Here is an 18433-nt window from a genome sequence, read left to right on the forward strand (position 1 = left end):
GCCGATGCATCTGTCGTTGCTCTATCGCGGCCGGCTCAGCAGCTGCAATTACAGCTGCGATTACTGCCCGTTCGCCAAGACCTACGACAGCGCCGCCGCACTGCGTCGCGACGCGCAGGAGTTGGCGCGGTTCGTCGCCTGGGCGCAGGCGCAGACGCGGCCGTTGTCGATCCTGTTCACGCCCTGGGGCGAAGGCCTGGTGCGGCGGCATTACCGCGAGGCGATGGTGCAGCTGAGCCAGCTGCCGCAGCTGCGCCGCGTGGCGATCCAGACCAATCTGTGCGTGGGCCTGCGCTGGCTCGACGCGGCCAATCTCGACCGCCTGGCATTATGGTGCACCTACCACCCCAGCCAGGTGACGCGCGCGGCCTTCCTGCAACGCTGTCAGGCGTTGCGCGAACGCGGCGTGCGGCACAGCGTGGGCATGGTGGCCGCGCACGCGCACATGGACGAGATCGAGGCGCTACGCGCAGCTTTGCCCGACACCACGCCGATGTGGCTCAACGCTTTCGATCCGCGGCCGCCCGACTACTACACGCCCGAGCAGGTGCAGCGTTTGAGCCGGATCGATCCGCACTTCGGCTACAACCTCACTCCGCCACCCAGCTTCGGTGCGCCCTGCCTGACCGGTGAATCGGTGCTGTCGGTGGATGGCGACGGCACCGTGCGGCGCTGTCATTTCGTCGATGCGCCGCTGGGCAATCTGTACGACGGCAGTTTCGCGGCGCAGTTGCGTACCCGCAGCTGCCCCAACACGCGGTGCGACTGCTTCATCGGCTACGCGCATCGGCCTGACCTGCCGTTCCAGGCCGACTACGCGGGCGGCGTGCTGGAACGGGTGCCGGCGACGGCGTGATCCGGCCAGTACCGACCGCCGGGGCACCCCGACATGGCTCACAGCCTGGCAGGCGGTGAGCCAAGGACCTGCGCACAGTCACCGCAGTACGCGCGTGGTCGGTGCTGCAGCAGGCATCGGTCGCGCGCGGTTGGCGGCTGCGCGGGCCGCTCGCTCCTCTCGCTTACTCGCCCACGCGGGCGCGCAGTTCGCTGACTTGCTCGCGCAGTTCCTGCAGCTGCTCTTCCAGGCTCTGCACCCGCGCTTCCAGGGCAGCGGTGTCGGCGCCGCGCGGCGCGCTCTCGCGCGTTGCAGCTGCGGCCTGCAGCGCGTCGAGATCCAGCGCGCCGCTGAGCAGATGCATGTAACGATCTTCGCGCTGGCCGCTGGCACGCGGCAATTGCACCGCCAGGTCACGCTGGATCAGCCGCTCCAGGTGATGGCGCACATCGTCGGCATCGTTGAAGCGCGCCAGCCGCTCGCTGCGTGCGTACAGCTCGCCCAACGTCTGCGGCCCGCGCAGCAGTAGCAGTCCGATCAACGCCACCTGCTGGCGGGTCAGGTCCAGCACGCTGCTCAGCTTGTGCTCGTAACGTTCGGCGCGCGAGGAAAACTGCTGGCGCACCAGTCCCAGCGTTTCCAGCTGGCGCAACGCGTGATGCACCACGCCGGTTTGCAGACTCAGCACCGGCTCGCGCGCGGTCTTCTGGTTGGCGGCTACCTGCGCGGCGTTGACGGTGAGCGGGTAGGCGTCCGGGGTGGTGGCCTCTTTTTCGATCAGGCAGCCAAGCACGCGGGCCTGGGCGGTATCGAGCACGGGGATGGACGATGTCTCTGTCATGCGGCAGCTCCTGGGCAATCAGCAGGGAAGGATATGCCGATCCCGTGCCTGGCGGTCTGCGCGTCGTTGGCCGTGCAACGCCGCGCTCGGGCCGTGTGGTGATGGTGCTGCGGCCATCCCCCGCTGCGTGTGTCCCGGCGTCATCGACCAGCGTGTTGCTGGCCGGAGGGCGCCAGGTCCGCGTGCCCCGCAGCGGGCGAGCCAACCGTGCAGGCAATGGAGCGATGTCGCATGCCGCAAGCCCCGCAACGCGCCAGGTCGGCCGGCGCGCGCGTCGGCGGCGAAAACGAGCAGGGCAGCACCACGCGAACCCGCTAAAATCGCGGGCTTCATTGCCGCTCCTGCTCTGGTGGATGCCATGCGCCCCTCGCTTTACGCACCGTTATCCCTGCTCGCCTGCACCGCGCTGGCCTTGAGCGCCTGCAAGCCCGGCCAAGAGGAGACGGGCCAGCGTGCGCAAGCCGCTGCCGTGTCCGCCAACGCGGCAGCCAGTGCCACTTCGGCGAAACAGGCCTCCCCGGCCGCTGCTGCAGCCATCCCGGCCGGCGACGAAAACCTCAACGCGGTGCTGTGGATGCAGCGCTCGGAGGAATACCGCGCCGTGGCCGAGCAGACCTACCGCGCCGCTGCCGACAAGCTGGATGCCGCGCTCAAGCAGCCCAACTGGGACGCGCTGGTGCCGGAAGAGCGCGGCAACGCCGCCACCGGCCTGAAGCCGGCGGTGGTGCTGGACGTGGACGAGACCGTGCTGGACAACTCGCCCTATCAGGCGCGCCTGCTGCGCGATGGCAAGGAATACGACGAGCTGAGCTGGGACCAGTGGGTGGCCGAGAAGAAGGCCACCGCCATCCCCGGCGTGGTGGATTTCGCCAAGGCCGCCAACGCCCGCGGCATCACCCTGATCTACATTTCCAACCGCGCGGTGCACCTGAAGGACGCCACCTTGGCCAATCTGCGCAGCGTGGGCCTGCCGGTGGCCGACGACAGCGTCTTTCTCGGCCTGGGCACGGTGGTGCCCGGCTGCGAGCAGAACGGCAGCGAAAAGAACTGCCGCCGCCAGCTGGCCGGACAGAAGTACCGCGTGCTGATGCAGTTCGGCGACCAGTTGGGCGACTTCGTGCAGGTCACCGCCAACACCGGCCAGGCGCGTGGCGCGTTGTTGCAGCAGTACCACGACTGGTTCGGCGAACGCTGGTGGATGCTGCCCAACCCCAGCTACGGCGGCTGGGAGCCGGCGCAGTTCAATAACGACTATGCGCAGCCCTGGCAAAAGCGCCACGACGCCAAGCGCGCTGCGCTGGAGGTGGCCCGATGAGCCGCGCGCGCTTGCCGCTGGCCGCGCATGAGCGGCTGATCTTCGCGCTGGATGTGCCCAGCCACGACGAGGCGATCGCCTGGGTGGACCGGCTCGGCGATTCGGTGTCCTTCTACAAGATCGGCATGGAGTTGCTGGCATCGGGCGAGTACTTCCACGTGCTCGATGCGCTGGCCAAGCGCGACAAGCGCGTGTTCGTGGACCTCAAGTTCTTCGACATTCCCGCCACCGTGGCCGGCACGATTCGCCGCCTGGCGCAGTGGCCGGTGAGCTATTGCACCGTGCACGGCTGGCACGCCGGCATGCTGCAGGCGGCCGCCGACGCCAACCATGGCGACATGCGCCTGCTGGCGGTCACCGTGCTGACGTCGATGGGCCGCCCAGACCTGGCGGCAATGGGCATCGACCGCGAACCGGTGGACGTGGTGGTGGAGCGCGCGCTGGCCGCACAGGCCGCCGGGATCGATGGCGTGATCGCTTCCGGCCAGGAAGCCGGCCCGATCCGCCGTGCCACCGGTCCGGACTTTTCGATCGTGTGCCCGGGTATCCGCCCCGGCGGCCCGGTCGGCGACGACCAGCAGCGCACCGTGGGCGTGGCCCAGGCCTTTACCGACGGCGCCGACGCGATCGTCGTTGGCCGCCCGATCCGCCTGGCAAGCGACCCGGCAGCGGCGGCGAACGCCATCCAGGACGAGATCCGCGCGGCGGTGACGCAGCACCGGGACCGAGTTGAGCCGCTTGGTTGAACCCCTCGTCACGGCGTGGCGGCTGATGGTGGGGGAATCACCTACAGCGGGTAGGAGACGATCTGCTGTTGCAACGCAGGTGAAATCGCGAAGCTGGAATGGCGGGCGACCTTGGCGGTGACCATCTCCTGCAAGCGTTCAGACGCGGTGTCTCTGCACAACGTCGACCAGGAACGGTATTGAGCGGCGTTTCTTTCGTCGCTCACTGTCAGCACGGGCACCGATTTTGCATACTGCGTCATGCGGGTTTTGTTGCGTCGAGTGAGTACTGTCGTCGGTGTGTGCATCACGCTCGGTGCCTGTTCTCTGGTGGCCAATGTTCCAGAGTTGTTCCGCTACGACGAGCCGACCGATGGCGCGATAACGCGCCTGCGGATCGTCGGTGACGATGGCAACACGGTGATCTATCCAGGCACGACCTGCGACCAAACTAATGTTCCCGGCTTCGGTCGGGCAGCGCGCGCACTGGTACTTGGCGGCCAGGATTTGGGCATGCCGCGACTGAGCGATACGCCCAAGCATCCACTGGAACTGGCGGTGCGCGCGGGTCAGCCCATGGTCGTGGGCTTCAAGGCAGGCGCTGTCACCAATCCACCATGTCCCAAGGCGCCTCCGGGCTATCGTGCGATATGTTCGCCACCGCCCGGCCATGGCCCGACGTGTGTGAGCACGCGGACCTTCGTCCCGGAATCAGGCGTCGACTATGAGGCGCATCTGGACTTCGGCTCCGGGCGCTGCCGTCTGGACGTCTATGCGTTGACCAAGGACGCACGCGGTGCGGTTGAGCGTCACGCCATTGATGCGCCGCCGCCCAGCTGTCCGTCGTCGAAAGAATGACTGCTTGGCAAACAGTGTGCGTCCGGCGTTTGCTGGCGTGCCCAATCAAGCGTCCGTCAGTGCGTCACAGACCAATGCCAGCGCAGCGGGATGAGACCCCATCCGCCTGAGCCGCTTCGGTCAACGAGCCAACTACCATATCTTCCAAAATCAATAAGTTGCATCCGCTTACTTAAAGCATTGCTTTAACGTGAAAGTCTCGTTAACATGCCGGCGTCCGATGTCAGTCGGAAGCTGTGCCACTCATTGTCCACCGGGCTTGTCCCGGTTTTCGAAGGGATCGGGCCTTATGCCCGATCCTTTTTTTTGCACGGCGTTTGCGCGCCGCCAATGGCCGCTTTCTCGATGAGTGCGTGGCATCGGCACGCAGCGGGCCCGTGCGGCTTGCCGTGGCGCCCGCCAAGCCGGCTCCGCATCGCCGACAACCAGCGCCTCTCATCGGATGTTCTGAGAACAGCGGCGAGGGCAGGTGGAACATTATCGGCAGTCCACCGAGCGCACGCGGTGCCCGGGACTGAAGGTGCCGACTTCAGATGCCGGTGGCCCGACCGCCGGCCCGTTACGGCACTGCCGCTGCCTTGCAATAGCGGTCGATGAAGTGCTGGTGGCTCGGCATCACATCCACGCAGTGCGAAATGGTCTGCGCCACGCTGGCCAGGAAGCCTTCGGCGTCGCGGTCGGGCACCTGGTCCACCAAGGGGTGATACCCCTGCGGCAGGATGCCCTGGCCCACCAATACCTGCACCCAGCTGATCTCGGCGAACATTTCTTCGGCATTGCGATAGAAGCGCCCGCTGTCGCGGAACAGGTCCAGCGTGGCCTGCAACTCGGGGGTGATCGGCATCTGGCGGCAGTGCCGCCAGAACGCGCTGTCGTCGCGTTCGGTGGCGTGGTAGTGCAGCAGCAGAAAATCGCGGATGCGGTCGAACTCGAACGCCAGCCGGTCGTTGTAGCGCTGCACCAGCACCGGGCTGATGCCCTCGCGCGGAAACAGCTCCAGCAACTTGGAAATGCCGGACTGGATCAGATGGATGCTGGTCGATTCCAATGGCTCCAGAAATCCGCTGGCCAGGCCCAGCGCGACGACATTGCGGTTCCAGCACTGCTTGCGCCGGCCGGTGGTTAAGCGCAGCGGGCGCGGGTCGGCCAGCGGCTTGCCATCCAGATTGGCCAGCAGCGTGGCGGCGGCTTCGTCGTCGCTGATATGCGCGCTGCAATACACATAGCCGTTGCCGGTGCGGTGTTGCAGCGGAATGCGCCACTGCCAGCCGGCTGCGTGCGCGGTGGAGCGCGTGTACGGCGTGGGCGGGCCCACCTTTTCGCAGGGCACTGCCAGCGCGCGATCGCACGGCAGCCAATGGGTGAAGTCGTGGTAGCCGGTGTGCAGCGCTTGCTCGATCAGCAGCCCACCGAAGCCGGAGCAATCGATGAACAAGTCGCCATGCACCGTCTGCCCGGACGCCAGCTGCAGCGACTGCACATGGCCGCTTTCCGGATGCAGTTGCACCTGCTCGACCAGCCCTTCGATGCGGGTGACGCCGCGCTGCTGCGAATACCGGCGCAGAAAGTGCGCGTACTGGGTGGCATCGAAGTGGTAGGCGTAGGCGATGTTGGCCAGTGGCGAATTGGCCGGCACATCGCCGGCCGAGGTCATGAACTTGCCGCGCGCAGCCGCCACGGTATTGAGCGTGTACGCACCCAGCGGTTGCGCTTTGCCGCGCGCGTGTTGCTTGATCCAGTATTGGTGAAACGGCAATAGCCCCAGCGGGTGCCCGATCTGGCTGCCGAAGCCATGCATGTACGTACTGCCGGGGCGTTGCCAGTCGACGAACTCGATACCGAGCTTGAAGCTGCCCTGGGTCTGGCGCACGAACTCGGCCTCATCGATGCCGAGCAGGTTATTGAAGGCCTTGATATGCGGCACGGTCGCTTCGCCCACACCGACGGTGCCCAGCTGTTCGGACTCGATCAGCTGCACCTTGAAGGTGGGTCCGAGCACGCGCGCAAACGCGGCGGCCGCCATCCAGCCGGCGGTACCGCCGCCGACAATGACGATGTTGCGAAGTGGAGCGGGAATCATGCCGATGCATTCCTGAGCAAGAACAGCGGACGAATACGCGAACGGGGCCAGTTGGCCCCGTTCGACAGGCCACATGCCCATCCCGGCGCATGTGGCAAGGTACGTCAGAACTTGGCGCCGATCTCCAGCACGACACTGCGTGGCACGTAGTTGATCTCGCCACTGGTATTGATGGCGATGTCCGGATCGAACTGCCCGTTGCTGCCGAAGCCGTTGTAGGCGTACGCGCTGTAGTTCTTGAAGTTGAACGCATTGAGCAGGTTCACGCGCGCGTTGAGCTTGAAGTCGCCGACCACGGTGAATTCCTTGGTGGCCTGGAAGTCCACCGTGCGGTAGCCCCAGATATCGCCACCCACCAGAAACTTGCCGCTGCCCGGCGGGGTGACGCCGACCTGCTGGCAGGTGGCGCCATCGGGATCGGTGAAGCCGAAGCAGGCGATCGTGTTGATCGGCTCGGGCGTGGCCAACACCAGCTTCGCACCGAAGGTCACGCCCCACGGGCCGTCGATCGAGCCGGAGGCGACGAAGCGATGCGCGGCCACCGCGTCGGATTTGACGAACGGGTAGTCGTGGATCGTGGCCTTGTCGAAGCCGTAGGGCTCATCGATATTGCGGTTCTGGCGCGCGCTGGTGTGGGTGTAGGACAAGGTCAGGCCCCAGCCGGATTCCTTGGTGTACGGCTTGTCGGCCGACAACAGCACCTGGCTGTTGCGCTGCTCCAGGCCGTTGCTGCCCAGGATGGTGTTCTGGTAGCCCGGCACCGGCTCGCCCCACGGCACGTTGCCGTTCTGGAAGTAGGAGCCATCCGGATAGCGGTTGATCAGGCCCATCGCAAAACCGTCGTAGCTCAGGATGCGCTGGAAGGTCACATCGGTCAGCCAGTCGCCCACCTGGTTGGTGATGCCGATGCTGTACTGGTCGCTGTACGGCGTCTTGAGCTTGTTGTTGAACATGAAAAGCTCGGCGCTGCCGGACACACCGGGAATGGTGTTGAGCTGGTCGATGCCGTTGAGGTAGCGCGGGTCGAACGCCACGCAGGTGCGGTCGGCGCGATAGCATTGCTGGGTTGCCGGATTTTCGAAATACACCGCTACCGGCGACAACGCCGCCTTGCTGGTTTCCAGCGCCAATTGTTCGAACAGGTTGCGATCGTACGAGCGCGCCGCACCACCATGCACGATGGCCGCTTCGTCGCCGAAGATGTCATACGAGAAGCCGAAGCGCGGCGCCCAGGCATCCTTGAAGTTCTTGCGGTTGTTGCCGGTGCTGATGTAGTCGGCCACGTTGATGCCGCTGGGCAGCAGGCGATTGGCCCACGGCTGGCCGGGATTTTCCGCGTCGTTGGCGTACAGCGCGTCGACGAAGGCCTGCGAGGTGACGAAGTTGGTGTAGGCCGGGGTGTCTTCGTAATCCCAGCGCACGCCGATGTTGATCATCAACTTGTCGGTGGCGGCCCAGTCGTCCTGCAGATAGATGCCGTACTGCTTGGACGGCGAGACCACCGTGGCGCGCTGGCCGGGCGTGGTGTACGGCGCAATGAAGTCAACGCGATACGGCGTGGATTCCACGCTGCCACCATTGACGCGATAGCTGAACTGCGGATTCAACGCCGCCGAATCCTGCGAGGTGAGCTCGATGTCCTTGTAGTTCACACCCATCTTGATGGTGTGTTCGCCATGCCACTGGAAACTGGTGAAGGTCAGATCGTTCTGGATGAACCAGCCCTTCTGGCTCTTGCGCTGCGCGTTCTTGCCGCCAGCCGAACCGGTGGTGAGGAACGTGCGCTCATCGATATCGGTGGAACCGGCACGTGGCTGGAAATAGGTGTAGACGATGCCGTTGCCCAGGGTGCGCGGGGTTGGGTTGTTCTCCGAGTTTTCGGTGCCGACGATGACCTCGTTGAACCAGTTGTCGGCACTGTGCTGCCAACGCAGGTTGGTGCGCTTGTCCTTGTTGATCTTGTCGGTGGCTTGGGCGAGCGTGTTGGTACCGCCGACGTTGGCGGTCTGCGTCTCGTCGCGGTAGATCGTGCTCAGTTCGATGCGATCGCGATCGGTGGGCTCGAAGTCGATCTTGCCGAACAACAGGTCTTCCTCGAACGGCATGTTGGCCGGGCCATATTGGCTGGCCAGGTTGGCCGGCAACTGGCTGACGAAGGCCGCCGCCTCGGAGCTGGGCTGCACGCTCTTGGGCGCCACGTTTTCCTTGCCTTCGTAGGCAACGAAGAAATGCATGCGGTCCTGGATGATCGGCCCGCCCAGTGCGAAGCCGTATTCCTTGGTCTGCGAATCGATCTTGCCGTTGGCTTCTTCGTCGGGCCGCTTGTCGCGCAGGTCCTGATCGGTATAGCGATAGAACGCTTCGCCGTGGAATTCGTTGGTGCCCGACTTGGTGGCTGCGGTAATCGCCGCGCCACTGATCTGGCCGTACTCGGCCTTGTAGTTGGAGGTAATGACCTTGTATTCGCCGATCGCCAGCTGCGGGAATGGATTGCCCTGCGTATCGCTTTGACCGGCGACGCCGCCGCTACGCACGTAGCTCTTCTGGCCCACGCCGTCGATATACAGATTGCCGGCGCTGGCATTGGATGCACCGCCGCGCAGCTTGGTGTTGCCGTTGCCGTCGACCTGAAACACCATGCCCGGCACGGTATCGGCAAACTCCAGGAAGTTACGCGTGGCCTGCGGCAACTGCTGGATCTGGCGCGCGCTGATGGTGTTGCCCACCTCGGAGGTCTTGACGTCGCGGATCATCGGCGCGCTGACCGTCACCGTATCCAGCGTGGTCGCATCGCCGGCCGGCGCGGCGGCCGTCTCGGTGCCCAGATCGACGATGGCGCTGGAGGCCACCGACAGGGTCACCGTGCGGCTGATGCCGTTGGATTCGACCTTGTAGGTGCCCGGCTGCAGCCCGACGATGGTGTAGTTGCCGTTCGCATTGACCGGCGCGCGTCGCACCGAGCCGGTGGCGATGTTGGTGACGACGACTTCGCTGCCGCTCTGCGCGGAAGCGACCTGGCCGCGCAACGTGGCGTTGCTGGACTGGGCCATGGCCGGTGTGGTTGCGAACAACGAGGCGGCCAGGGCGCAGCACAACAGGCTGCGCGCCGGCAGGGTGGAGACGGTGCGGTGATTCTTCATGACTTTCCCCCTCCCAGGGGTAAAGCGCGACGCAGTGCAGTGACTGGCGCGTTGGGTTGGTGCTTTGGTGTGAAACACAGGGACAACAGGCAACAACAGCCGCAAGGGCTGCAAGAACAACAAGGGTCTGCGGGGACGGGTGCTTGCTCCTTCAGGCACGGGTCGAGACGGGTGAGGCAATGGCGGCGCGTGGCCGATGCAGCGCATCGGCAATCACCGGGCCATGCAAAACCAACGATGCACCAGGATTGGTGCCGTGCACGATGGCCAGCACAGGCGGCGTCCCTGTGCTGGCATCGCTGGCGACGCTGGCGCTGCTAGCGACTTACCAGATGATGCGTGCGCTCAGGAACAGCGTCCGCGGCGAGGTGGACAGCGCACCGTACTGGTTGATGCTGGCACGCGGGTTGTAGACGCCGTCCTGGCCCCAGTCGATGGCGTACTGGTCGTAGTTGCGGAAGTTGAGCGCATTGATCAGATCCCCGCGCACCTGCACGGTCAACGCTTCGGTGACATGCATGTCCTTGGACAGCGACAGATCCAGCTGCCGCGTGCCGAAGATGTCGCCGCCGGCGATGAACTTGCCGCCCGGTGCATCCACCGAGACGATGCGGATGTTCTCCGACGGCTGGCCGCCGTACTGGTCGTAGGACACCGCCTCATTGCGCGGCGGCACCGTGGCCAGGGTCAGCTTGGCCGAGGCGCTGATGCCCCAGAACAAATCGTAGATGCCGGTCAGCACCAGGCGGTGGCGCGGCACTGCGTTCAGATCCAGGAACGGGTAGTCGGCGATGGTGGCCGCATCGAACCCGTAGCGATCGTCGTTGCCGCGGTTGCCGCGCGCGCGAGAGAACGTGTAGGCCGCCGTCAGCCCCCAGCCGCTTTCCTGGGTATAGGGCTTGTCTGCCGACAGCAGCAACTGGCCGGTCTTGGTTTCCACGCCGTTGTTGCCGATCAGCAGCGAACCGAAGCCCGGCGGATTCTCGTTCCACGGCTGGCCGCCATTCTGGAAGAAATCGCCATTGGGATAGCGGTTACCCAAGGTGAGGATCAGACCGTCCTTGCTATGGATGTAGGACAGCGTGGCCGAGGTGTTCCACTCGCCCAGCCGCGTGCGCAGGCCCAGCGAATACTGGTCGGAATAAGGCGTTTTCAGATCGTTGTTGAGCAGGTCGATCTCGCCGTTGCGCACGCCCGAGTTGACCAGGCTGCCGAGGCTTGCCGGATCGCTGAGGTAGGCCGGGTTCCAGTTGACGCAGGTGCCCGGCGCCGGCGTGCAACCTGGCGCGGCTTCGGCAAAGCGCAGCGTGTACTGCGCCAGTGCCGACTTGACCTGCTCCAGCCCCAGGATGTCGAACAGGTTGCGGTCGTAGCTGCGCCCGGCACCGCCGAACAACACCAGCGATTCGTCGCCGCGGAAATCGTAGGAGAAGCCCAGGCGTGGCGCGAAGTTGTTGTTGTCTTGCTTACGGTTATGGCCGTTGCTGATGTAGTCGTTGATGTTGACGCCGCCCTTGGCCAGCTGCTCGGCGTAGGTGGCGCTCACCGTCGGGTCGGTGCCGGGACCGTTCAAGGCCGCCACCACTTCCGGCGGGGTCACGTTGTCCAGGTAGGATGGAATCTTCTCGCCATCCCAGCGCACGCCCAGGTTCAACTGCAGCTTGTCGTTGACGTCCCAATCGTCCTGGATGTACAGGCCCAGCTGCTTGCTCTTGGTCGTCACCGACGGCGCCGCACCGGCAAACGGCAGATTGAACTTCACCTGGTACGGAATCGCCGAGGTTCCCAGGCCATCGGCCACCGCGTAGTAGAACGACGGATTGACCGCCGAGTTTTCGCTCTGGGTCAGCTCCACTTCCTTGTACTTCACGCCCATCTTGATGACGTGGCTGCCGTGCCAGTCGATGCTGTTGAAGGTCAGGTCGTTCTGGAAGCTCGGGCCTTTCTGTCCCTTGCGCTGGATCGCCAGGCCGCTGGTGGCGTTGTCGCGGATCAGCACATCGTCTTCGGCCACGCCGCGGGTATAGATATTCTGGTTGCCCAGGGTGAAGGCATTGGGGTTGAACAGCACGTCTTCGTAGGAGACACGCGCCTCGTTGACGTAACGTTCGCCGAAATGCTGCCAGCGCAGGTCGTAGCGTTCTTCGGTGTTGAGGTTGTTCTTGCCGGCGATGGCGGTGTTGCGGTCGCCCACGTCGTCGCGGCTCTTCTCGTCGCGGTACTTGGCGGTCAATTCCAGGCGATCGTTCTCGCCCACGTCCCAGTCGATCTTGCCGAAGTACAGGTCTTCCTTGAACGGACGGGTGACCGAACCCAGGCGGCTCTGCACGCCGGCCGGCAGGTCGTCGCTCAGCGCGCTGAAGCTGTCCGGCACCGAGACCGGGTTGGCCGACACCTCGAAGCCCTTGCCTTCGTAGCTGACGAAGAAATGCGCCTTGTCCTTGACGATCGGCCCGCTGAAGGCCATGCCGTATTCGTCCTGGTGGGTCTGGCGCTTGCTGCCGTCGGCATTGGGCGCACCGGCGCGCTCGTCGGCCTGACGCGCGCGGAAATCGGTATTGGTGGTGCGCCCGAAGATCTCGCCGTGGAACTCGTTGCCGCCGGACTTGGTGGAGGCCACGATCGCCGCCGACCCCACCTGGTCGAACTCGGCCTTGTAGTTGGAGGTAATGACCTTGTATTCGCCGATCGCCAGCTGCGGGAACGGGTTGCCCGCGCTCTGCTCCTGGCCGGAGACGCCGCCGAACAGATAGCTCTTCTGGCCCACGCCGTCGATGTAGACGTTGACCGCCGAACTGGCCTGCGCGCCACCGCGGATGCGGCTGTTGCCGTTGGGGTCGGTCTCGAACTGCATGCCGGGCACGGTGTCGGCGAACTCCAGGAAGTTGCGCGTCAGCTGCGGCACCGTGTTGATCTGCTTGAGCGACACATTGGTGCCCACTTCGGAGGTCTTGACCTCCTGCAGCGAGGTGGCGGTGACCTTGACCGTGTCCAGGGTGGTGGCGGTGCTATCGGCGGGCGTTGTCGCCTCGCCACCACCGCCCAGATTCAGGCTCACCGACGAGGCCACCGACAAGGTCACCGTCTTCTCCGTGCCCGGGCCGGCATCCACCTTGTAGGTGCCCGGCGGCAGGCCAACCAGGGCATAGCTGCCGTCCGGCCCGGTCGCCACGCGTCGCGTGGTGCCCGTGGCGACATTGGTGGCGGTCACCGTGGTGCCTGCCTGGGACGCGGCGACTTGCCCGCGCAAGGTGGCATTACTGGACTGGGCCATGGCCGGACTGGCGGCCAGCAACGAAGCGGCAAGGGCGCAGCACAGCAGGCTGCGCGCCGGCAGGGTGGAGACGGTACGGTAGGTCTTCATGACTTCCCCCTCCCAGGGGTCAGGCGCGTACCGGCAGCGTGGTCGGCGTGGCGCAGGGTGACGCGTTATTTCAAGGACGAACGAGCAGCGGTAGCGGCAACGCTAGAGTTATAAAAAACATAAGAAACCGTAAAGAATTCGTGAAGATGCGACGTAGTGCATAGACGTCAATGGCCTGGCGTGCCGCGGGCGGCGCTGGAGGCACGCACGATCAGCTCCGGAACCATCTGCGAAAACGCCGGCGGCGCAGCGTCTGCAGGCGGTGCAGGCGCATCGACCAACTGTTGGCCCAGCAACAACTGCAACGCGCGCGCGCCCAGGCCGGCGATATCCACCCGCATCGTGGTGAGCGCAGGCAGCACGTAGCGCGCCATCGGCACATCGTCGAATCCGGCCAGCGCAATGTCCTGCGGCACCTTGAGCCCGGCATGGCCGAGCGCGAACAGGCAGCCCAAGGCCATCATGTCGTTGGCGGCGAACACGGCGTCGGGCCGCGTGTCCCGGGCCAGCGCCTGGCCGGCGCGGTAACCGGATTCTTCGTCGAAATTGCCAGGCAAGACCCAGGGCTGCGCGGCCGGGTCCAGCGCCAGTTCGTCGCGATACCCGCGCAGGCGCTCATGCGCATCGAAGTTGTCGTCCGGCCCGGCGATGAAGGCGATGCGGCGGTGGCCACTGTCGCGCAGATGCCGGGTCATGACCCGCGCGCCGCCGTAGTTGTCCACATTGAGCACGGGCCGCTCGCTGGCGCTGCCGGCGCAGTTGAGCAGCACTGCCGGCAGGCCGCCGGGCAGCGCGTCTTCATGCACGCCCGAATCGCCCAGCGACGGCGACATCACCACCACCCCGTCCACGCGCCCGGGCAGGCGCTCCAGTGCCCGGCGCTGCGCCTGCGGGTCGCCGTGCGAGCTGGACACCAGCAGGTGGTAGCCCTGCTCGCGCGCCACCTGGTCGATGCCGCGGATCAATTCGGAAAAGAATTCGCCATGCAGGTCCGGCAGCACCACCCCGATGGTGTGGGTGCGCCGGCTGCTGAGGCTGCGCGCGGCGTGGTGCGGGATGTAATTGAGCGCACGCGCCACCTGCAAGACCCGCTCGCGCACCGATTCGGCCACGTGCTGATGCCCGTTCATGGTGCGCGAGACCGTCGCCACCGACACCTGCGCTTCGCGCGCAACGTCCTTGATGGTGACGCTGCCGCCTTCGGACCGTGGCCGACTCATGCTGTGGCGTTCTCCAGGTCAACGCGCGTGGCGCCGCGCGCCGGGGTGAGGCGCGCAGAGTGCTGGCACCAAGCGGCCGTGTCACGCAGGCACATGAATGACATCAGCGCCATCTGATGAAGACCCCCAAGCGAGATGCAGCGCACGCTAGCAGGAACTGCAAGCGCTTACATGATGCGCCGCAGCATTGGGCCAAACGCAAGCGGCGCAAGGGTTGACGTCCGCTCGCTGGACAAGTTTGTCCGAATAAGACATCAGCAGCCAATGTCGGACACTGGTCGACAACGTGCCAGGAACTACGAAAACGTAACATCTGCACACCATACCGCGGCGCACGGTTCGCGCCCGCCTTGCCGCCAATGCCTCCAGACAGCAAGATGCGCCGATCGATCAGGGGGAACATCGTGCGCATGTCGCTACCTACCGTCCGTGCAGGGCGGTTCCACTTCGCCGCGTGGCTGCTGCTGGCCGCGCTGTGCGTGAGCGGCTGCCAGCGCAACCAGACCGCGCCAGCACTGCCCGGCGCCAAGGCCGAGCCGGCCGCGGCGATGCAGGCGATGACCCTGCCGCTGCGGCGCAATGATCTGGTGGCGTATGCCCGTATCCGGGTGACGCCTGCGCAATACACCCAGCTGGAAGCGGCCTGGCGCAGCGGTGCCAGCCGTTGGCCGCTGACCGAACTGCCGCTGCCCAATGAAGTCGGCGCGCTGCTCGGGTCGTTGTCGGCGCCCGATGCCGAACGCCGCCTGCAGCAGGCCTTCGATGCGCAGCTGGCCGGCCAGGCCCAGGGCATCGCGCAGGCGGCGCAATCGCTGGGCCAGTTCGGCGTGCAATACTTACGTAGCCGCAACGACTACCAGCCCGAGCAGCGCGCCCATTACGTGCAGTTGGTCGACGCCTTGAGCGCGTGGGCCGCCACCGCGCCACTGGCCGATCGCCCCCGCGCCAAGGCCAGCATCGCCGACCTGGCGACCGCCGCGCGCGCCACCGGCATCACTTCCGATGCCGACCTGCAGCGGCTGGGCATGGAAGAAAGCCTGCGCCGGCTTGGGCCGTTCTGGGAAACCTGCAAGAAGGTGCTGGAGCGCTACGACCTGTCGATCGACAGCAGCCTGGACGCGCTGCGGACCGGCTTGATCAAGCAGGATGCGGATACCGCCCAGGTCCGGCTGCGCTATCCGCTGGCCGCCCACGATATCGATCTGAGCGTCGCGCTGATCAAGCGCGAGGGCCACTGGTACCAGCTGCAGACCCAGAACGAAGTGCAGGCGTTGCTCGATGCCCAGGCCGCGCCCTTACCTAGCGCCGCTGCAGTGCCCGACACCGCAGCGGCCGCGCCGGCGAAGCCTGCCGACCCCGGGCAACGCCCGGCTGGGCGATAATGACCGTGATGCCAGAACAGAATCCCCTGCCGTTCCCGGACGGCCAGCCCAGCCCGCCCGGCACTGCCGCAGCCGACACCACCGGCGCCACGACGGCGGCATTGCCGCTCGCCGAGCCGGTACCGCCAGCAGTTGCGCCCTCGATCGCCCCCGGCGTTGCCGCTGCGCGCAGCGCCAAGCGCCCTTGGTGGGCGCGCCTGCTCGGCCGCCTGGCAGACCCCTGGCTGAGCCTGACCATCGAGCCGGACCAGCCCGGTCGCTACGACGACGGCCGCCCGGTGGTATACGTGCTGGAAGACTACGGCATGTCCAATGCGCTGATTCTGGACAAGGCCTGTCGCGAAGTCGGCCTGCCGTCGCCGCTGGTGCCGTTGCCGGGCGACCCGCTGGAACGCAAGCGTGCCTACCTGGCGCTCTCACGGCGCAGCAGCAGCAATTCGCTGATTCCCGAGCAGCGTGGCGGCAAGACCCATTCCGATTCGCTGGCCAAGTTGCTGCAGGCCCACCGCGTGCGCGCCGACCTGGACGTGCATCTGGTGCCGGTGTCGATCTTCGTCGGCCGCGCGCCGGACAAGCAGAGCGGCTGGTTCGCGGTGCTGTTCTCGGAAAACTGGGCGCTGGTCGGACGCTTCCGCCGCCTGCTGTCGGTCTTGCTCAACGGCCGCACCACCATCGTGCGCTTCGCCCCGCCGATTTCGCTGCGCCAGACCATGGCCGAAGGACTGCCGCCCGAGCGCACCTTGCGCAAGTTGCAGCGCGTGTTGCGCACGCACTTCCGGCGCATCCGCGAAGCGGTGATCGGCCCGGACCTGTCTACCCGCCGCTTGCTGGTGGACCAGGTGCTGGCCGCCGAGTCGGTACGCGAAGCCATCGCCATCCAGGCCAAGCGCGACAACTCCAAGCCGGTCGATGCCTGGCGCAAGGCGCATGCCTATGCGTGGGAAATCGCCGCCGACTATTCCAGCCCGGTGGTGCGCTCGGCCAGCTTCCTGCTGACCCACGTGTGGAACCGCATCTACGCCGGCGTGCTGGTGCATCACCTGGACAAGCTCAAACAGGCCGCGCCCGGGCACGAAGTGGTGTACGTGCCCAGCCACCGCAGCCACATGGACTACCTGCTGCTGAGCTATCTGCTGTACGAACGCGGCATCGTGCCGCCGCACATTGTGGCCGGCATCAACCTCAACCTGCCGGTGGTGGGCACGTTGTTGCGCAAGGGCGGCGCGTTCTTCATCCGCCGCTCGATCAAGGGCAACGCGCTGTATTCGGCCGTGCTCAGCGAATACGTCGCCCAGTTGGTGGCCGGCGGCTATTCCATCGAATACTTCGTCGAAGGCGGGCGTTCGCGCACCGGGCGTTTGCTGCAGCCCAAGGGCGGCATGATCGCGATGACGCTGCGCGCGTATCTGCGCCAGCCGCGCAAGCCGGTGCTATTCCAGCCGGTGTACATCGGCTACGAAAAGTTGATGGAAGGCAACAGCTACCTGGACGAGCTCACCGGCCGGCCGAAGGAAAAGGAATCCATCTGGGGCCTGCTGTGGTCCATTCCCAAGGTGCTCAAGCAGAACTACGGCCAGGTGGTGGTGAATTTCGGCGAGCCGATTGCGCTCAACGACGTGCTGGCCAAGCACGCGCCCGATTGGGACGGCCAGCCGCTGCCGGAAGACGAAAAACCCACCTGGCTGGCACCGGCGGTGGACATGCTGTCCACGCAGATCCAGACCCGCATCAACTGCGCCGCCGACGTCAATCCGATCAACCTGCTGGCGCTGGCTTTGCTGTCCACGCCCAAGCACGCGATGGGCGAAGCCGACCTGATCGCGCAGATCGAGCTTTGCAAGAAGCTGCTGGCCGAAATGCCGTACTCGGACCGCGTCACCGTCACCCCGCATACGCCGGCGCGCATCATCACCCACGCCGAAGAGATCAACGTGCTCACGCGCGTGTCGCATCCGCTGGGCGACGTGCTCAGCGTCAGCGGCGACACCGCGGTGTTGCTGAGCTACTTCCGCAACAACGTGCTGCACCTGTTCACCGCCTCCTCGTGGGTGGCGTGCTGCTTCCAGAACAACCGCCGCATGAGCCGCGCCGGTCTGTTGCGCCTGGGCCGCACGGTATACCCGTTCCTGCAGGCCGAGCTGTTCCTGCCGTGGAGCGAAGACCGCTTTGCCGAGCGCATCGAACAGACCATCGACATGTTCGTGCGCGAAGGCCTGCTGCACAACGTCACCGACGACGACGGCGGCATCCTGGCACGCAACACCGGGCAGACCGACGAAGTGTTCCGCCTGCGTGCGATCGGCCATTCGCTGCAACAGGCCTTCGAGCGCTATTACATCGCCATTTCGGTGCTGGTGAAGAACGGCCCTGGCGTGCTCGGCGCCGGAGAACTGGAAAGCCTGTGCCAGCAGGCCGCACAGCGATTGAGCCTGTTGTATGCACCGGCCGCGCCGGAGTTCTTCGACAAGACCCTGTTCCGCGGCTTCATCCAGAAATTGCGCGAGTTGCGCCTGGTGTGGCCGGACGAAAACAGCAAGCTGATGTTCGACGAGCGCCTGGATGCCTGGGCCAAGGACGCCAAGTTCATCCTGGGCCGCGAACTGCGCCACACCATCGAACGCGTCAGCCCGGCGGCGGCCAAGCCGGACGTGGTGGTGCCGCCGCAGTAAGAGC

At 65.7% G+C, this 18433-nt stretch carries 12 protein-coding genes; 6 read left to right on the top strand and 6 right to left on the bottom strand.

Annotation, left to right across the window (positions count from 1 at the left end):
- Nucleotides 1-4 precede the first annotated feature (4 nt).
- The gene (locus FLG15_RS20910) at nucleotides 5-856 is read left to right on the top strand and encodes an STM4011 family radical SAM protein (RefSeq protein ID WP_150147286.1); all 852 of its coding nucleotides are present in this window, start codon (nucleotides 5-7) and stop codon (nucleotides 854-856) included.
- 163 nt (nucleotides 857-1019) lie between these two features.
- On the opposite strand, the gene FLG15_RS20915 is transcribed toward FLG15_RS20910, so the two are convergent.
- Nucleotides 1020-1676: a YceH family protein gene (locus FLG15_RS20915; RefSeq protein ID WP_057679826.1), complete on the bottom strand. Its 657-nt coding sequence runs from the start codon at nucleotides 1674-1676 to the stop codon at nucleotides 1020-1022.
- A 349-nt stretch (nucleotides 1677-2025) separates the two neighbouring features.
- Between FLG15_RS20915 and FLG15_RS20920 the strand changes: the two genes are divergently transcribed.
- Both FLG15_RS20920 and pyrF read left to right on the top strand, forming a co-directional pair.
- A complete protein-coding gene (locus FLG15_RS20920) occupies nucleotides 2026-2991 on the top strand; it encodes a 5'-nucleotidase, lipoprotein e(P4) family (RefSeq protein ID WP_057679825.1) in 966 nt (321 codons plus the stop codon).
- A complete protein-coding gene (pyrF, locus tag FLG15_RS20925; RefSeq protein ID WP_057679824.1) occupies nucleotides 2988-3737 on the top strand; it encodes an orotidine-5'-phosphate decarboxylase in 750 nt (249 codons plus the stop codon). Before FLG15_RS20920 ends, pyrF begins: the two co-directional genes overlap by 4 nt.
- Nucleotides 3738-3778: 41 nt before the next feature.
- On the opposite strand, the gene FLG15_RS20930 is transcribed toward pyrF, so the two are convergent.
- On the bottom strand, nucleotides 3779-3979 hold the full coding sequence (locus FLG15_RS20930; protein ID WP_139790920.1) for a hypothetical protein: 201 nt from the start codon (nucleotides 3977-3979) through the stop codon (nucleotides 3779-3781).
- Between FLG15_RS20930 and FLG15_RS20935 the strand changes: the two genes are divergently transcribed.
- A complete protein-coding gene (locus FLG15_RS20935; protein WP_150147288.1) occupies nucleotides 3978-4574 on the top strand; it encodes a hypothetical protein in 597 nt (198 codons plus the stop codon). The two genes, FLG15_RS20930 and FLG15_RS20935, sit on opposite strands and share 2 nt — an antisense overlap.
- A 559-nt stretch (nucleotides 4575-5133) precedes the next feature.
- On the opposite strand, the gene FLG15_RS20940 is transcribed toward FLG15_RS20935, so the two are convergent.
- The 4 genes from FLG15_RS20940 to FLG15_RS20955 all read right to left on the bottom strand — a co-directional run bounded on the left by FLG15_RS20940 (nucleotide 5134) and on the right by FLG15_RS20955 (nucleotide 14378).
- Nucleotides 5134-6735, bottom strand: coding sequence for a tryptophan halogenase family protein (locus FLG15_RS20940; RefSeq protein ID WP_057679780.1), 1602 nt, complete (start codon nucleotides 6733-6735; stop codon nucleotides 5134-5136).
- A 23-nt stretch (nucleotides 6736-6758) separates the two neighbouring features.
- Nucleotides 6759-9794, bottom strand: coding sequence for a TonB-dependent receptor domain-containing protein (locus FLG15_RS20945; protein WP_150147290.1), 3036 nt, complete (start codon nucleotides 9792-9794; stop codon nucleotides 6759-6761).
- 325 nt (nucleotides 9795-10119) lie between these two features.
- Entirely contained in the window at nucleotides 10120-13158 is a 3039-nt protein-coding gene (locus FLG15_RS20950; RefSeq protein WP_057679778.1) for a TonB-dependent receptor, read from the bottom strand.
- A gap of 167 nt (nucleotides 13159-13325) precedes the next feature.
- Nucleotides 13326-14378 (bottom strand): LacI family DNA-binding transcriptional regulator, encoded by a 1053-nt coding sequence (locus FLG15_RS20955; RefSeq protein ID WP_057679777.1) that lies wholly within the window; start codon nucleotides 14376-14378, stop codon nucleotides 13326-13328.
- Nucleotides 14379-14788: 410 nt separating this feature from the next.
- On the opposite strand from FLG15_RS20955, the gene FLG15_RS20965 reads away from it, so the two are divergent.
- Nucleotides 14789-15760: a hypothetical protein gene (locus FLG15_RS20965; RefSeq protein ID WP_057687072.1), complete on the top strand. Its 972-nt coding sequence runs from the start codon at nucleotides 14789-14791 to the stop codon at nucleotides 15758-15760.
- Complete coding sequence (plsB, locus tag FLG15_RS20970; protein ID WP_150147292.1) at nucleotides 15760-18429, top strand: glycerol-3-phosphate 1-O-acyltransferase PlsB; 2670 nt, start codon at nucleotides 15760-15762, stop codon at nucleotides 18427-18429. The genes FLG15_RS20965 and plsB overlap by 1 nt, the downstream gene beginning before the upstream one ends.
- The last annotated feature ends 4 nt before the right edge of the window (nucleotides 18430-18433 follow it).

The sequence above is a fragment of the Xanthomonas phaseoli pv. dieffenbachiae genome, assembly GCF_008639345.1.
Classification (GTDB): domain Bacteria; phylum Pseudomonadota; class Gammaproteobacteria; order Xanthomonadales; family Xanthomonadaceae; genus Xanthomonas; species Xanthomonas phaseoli.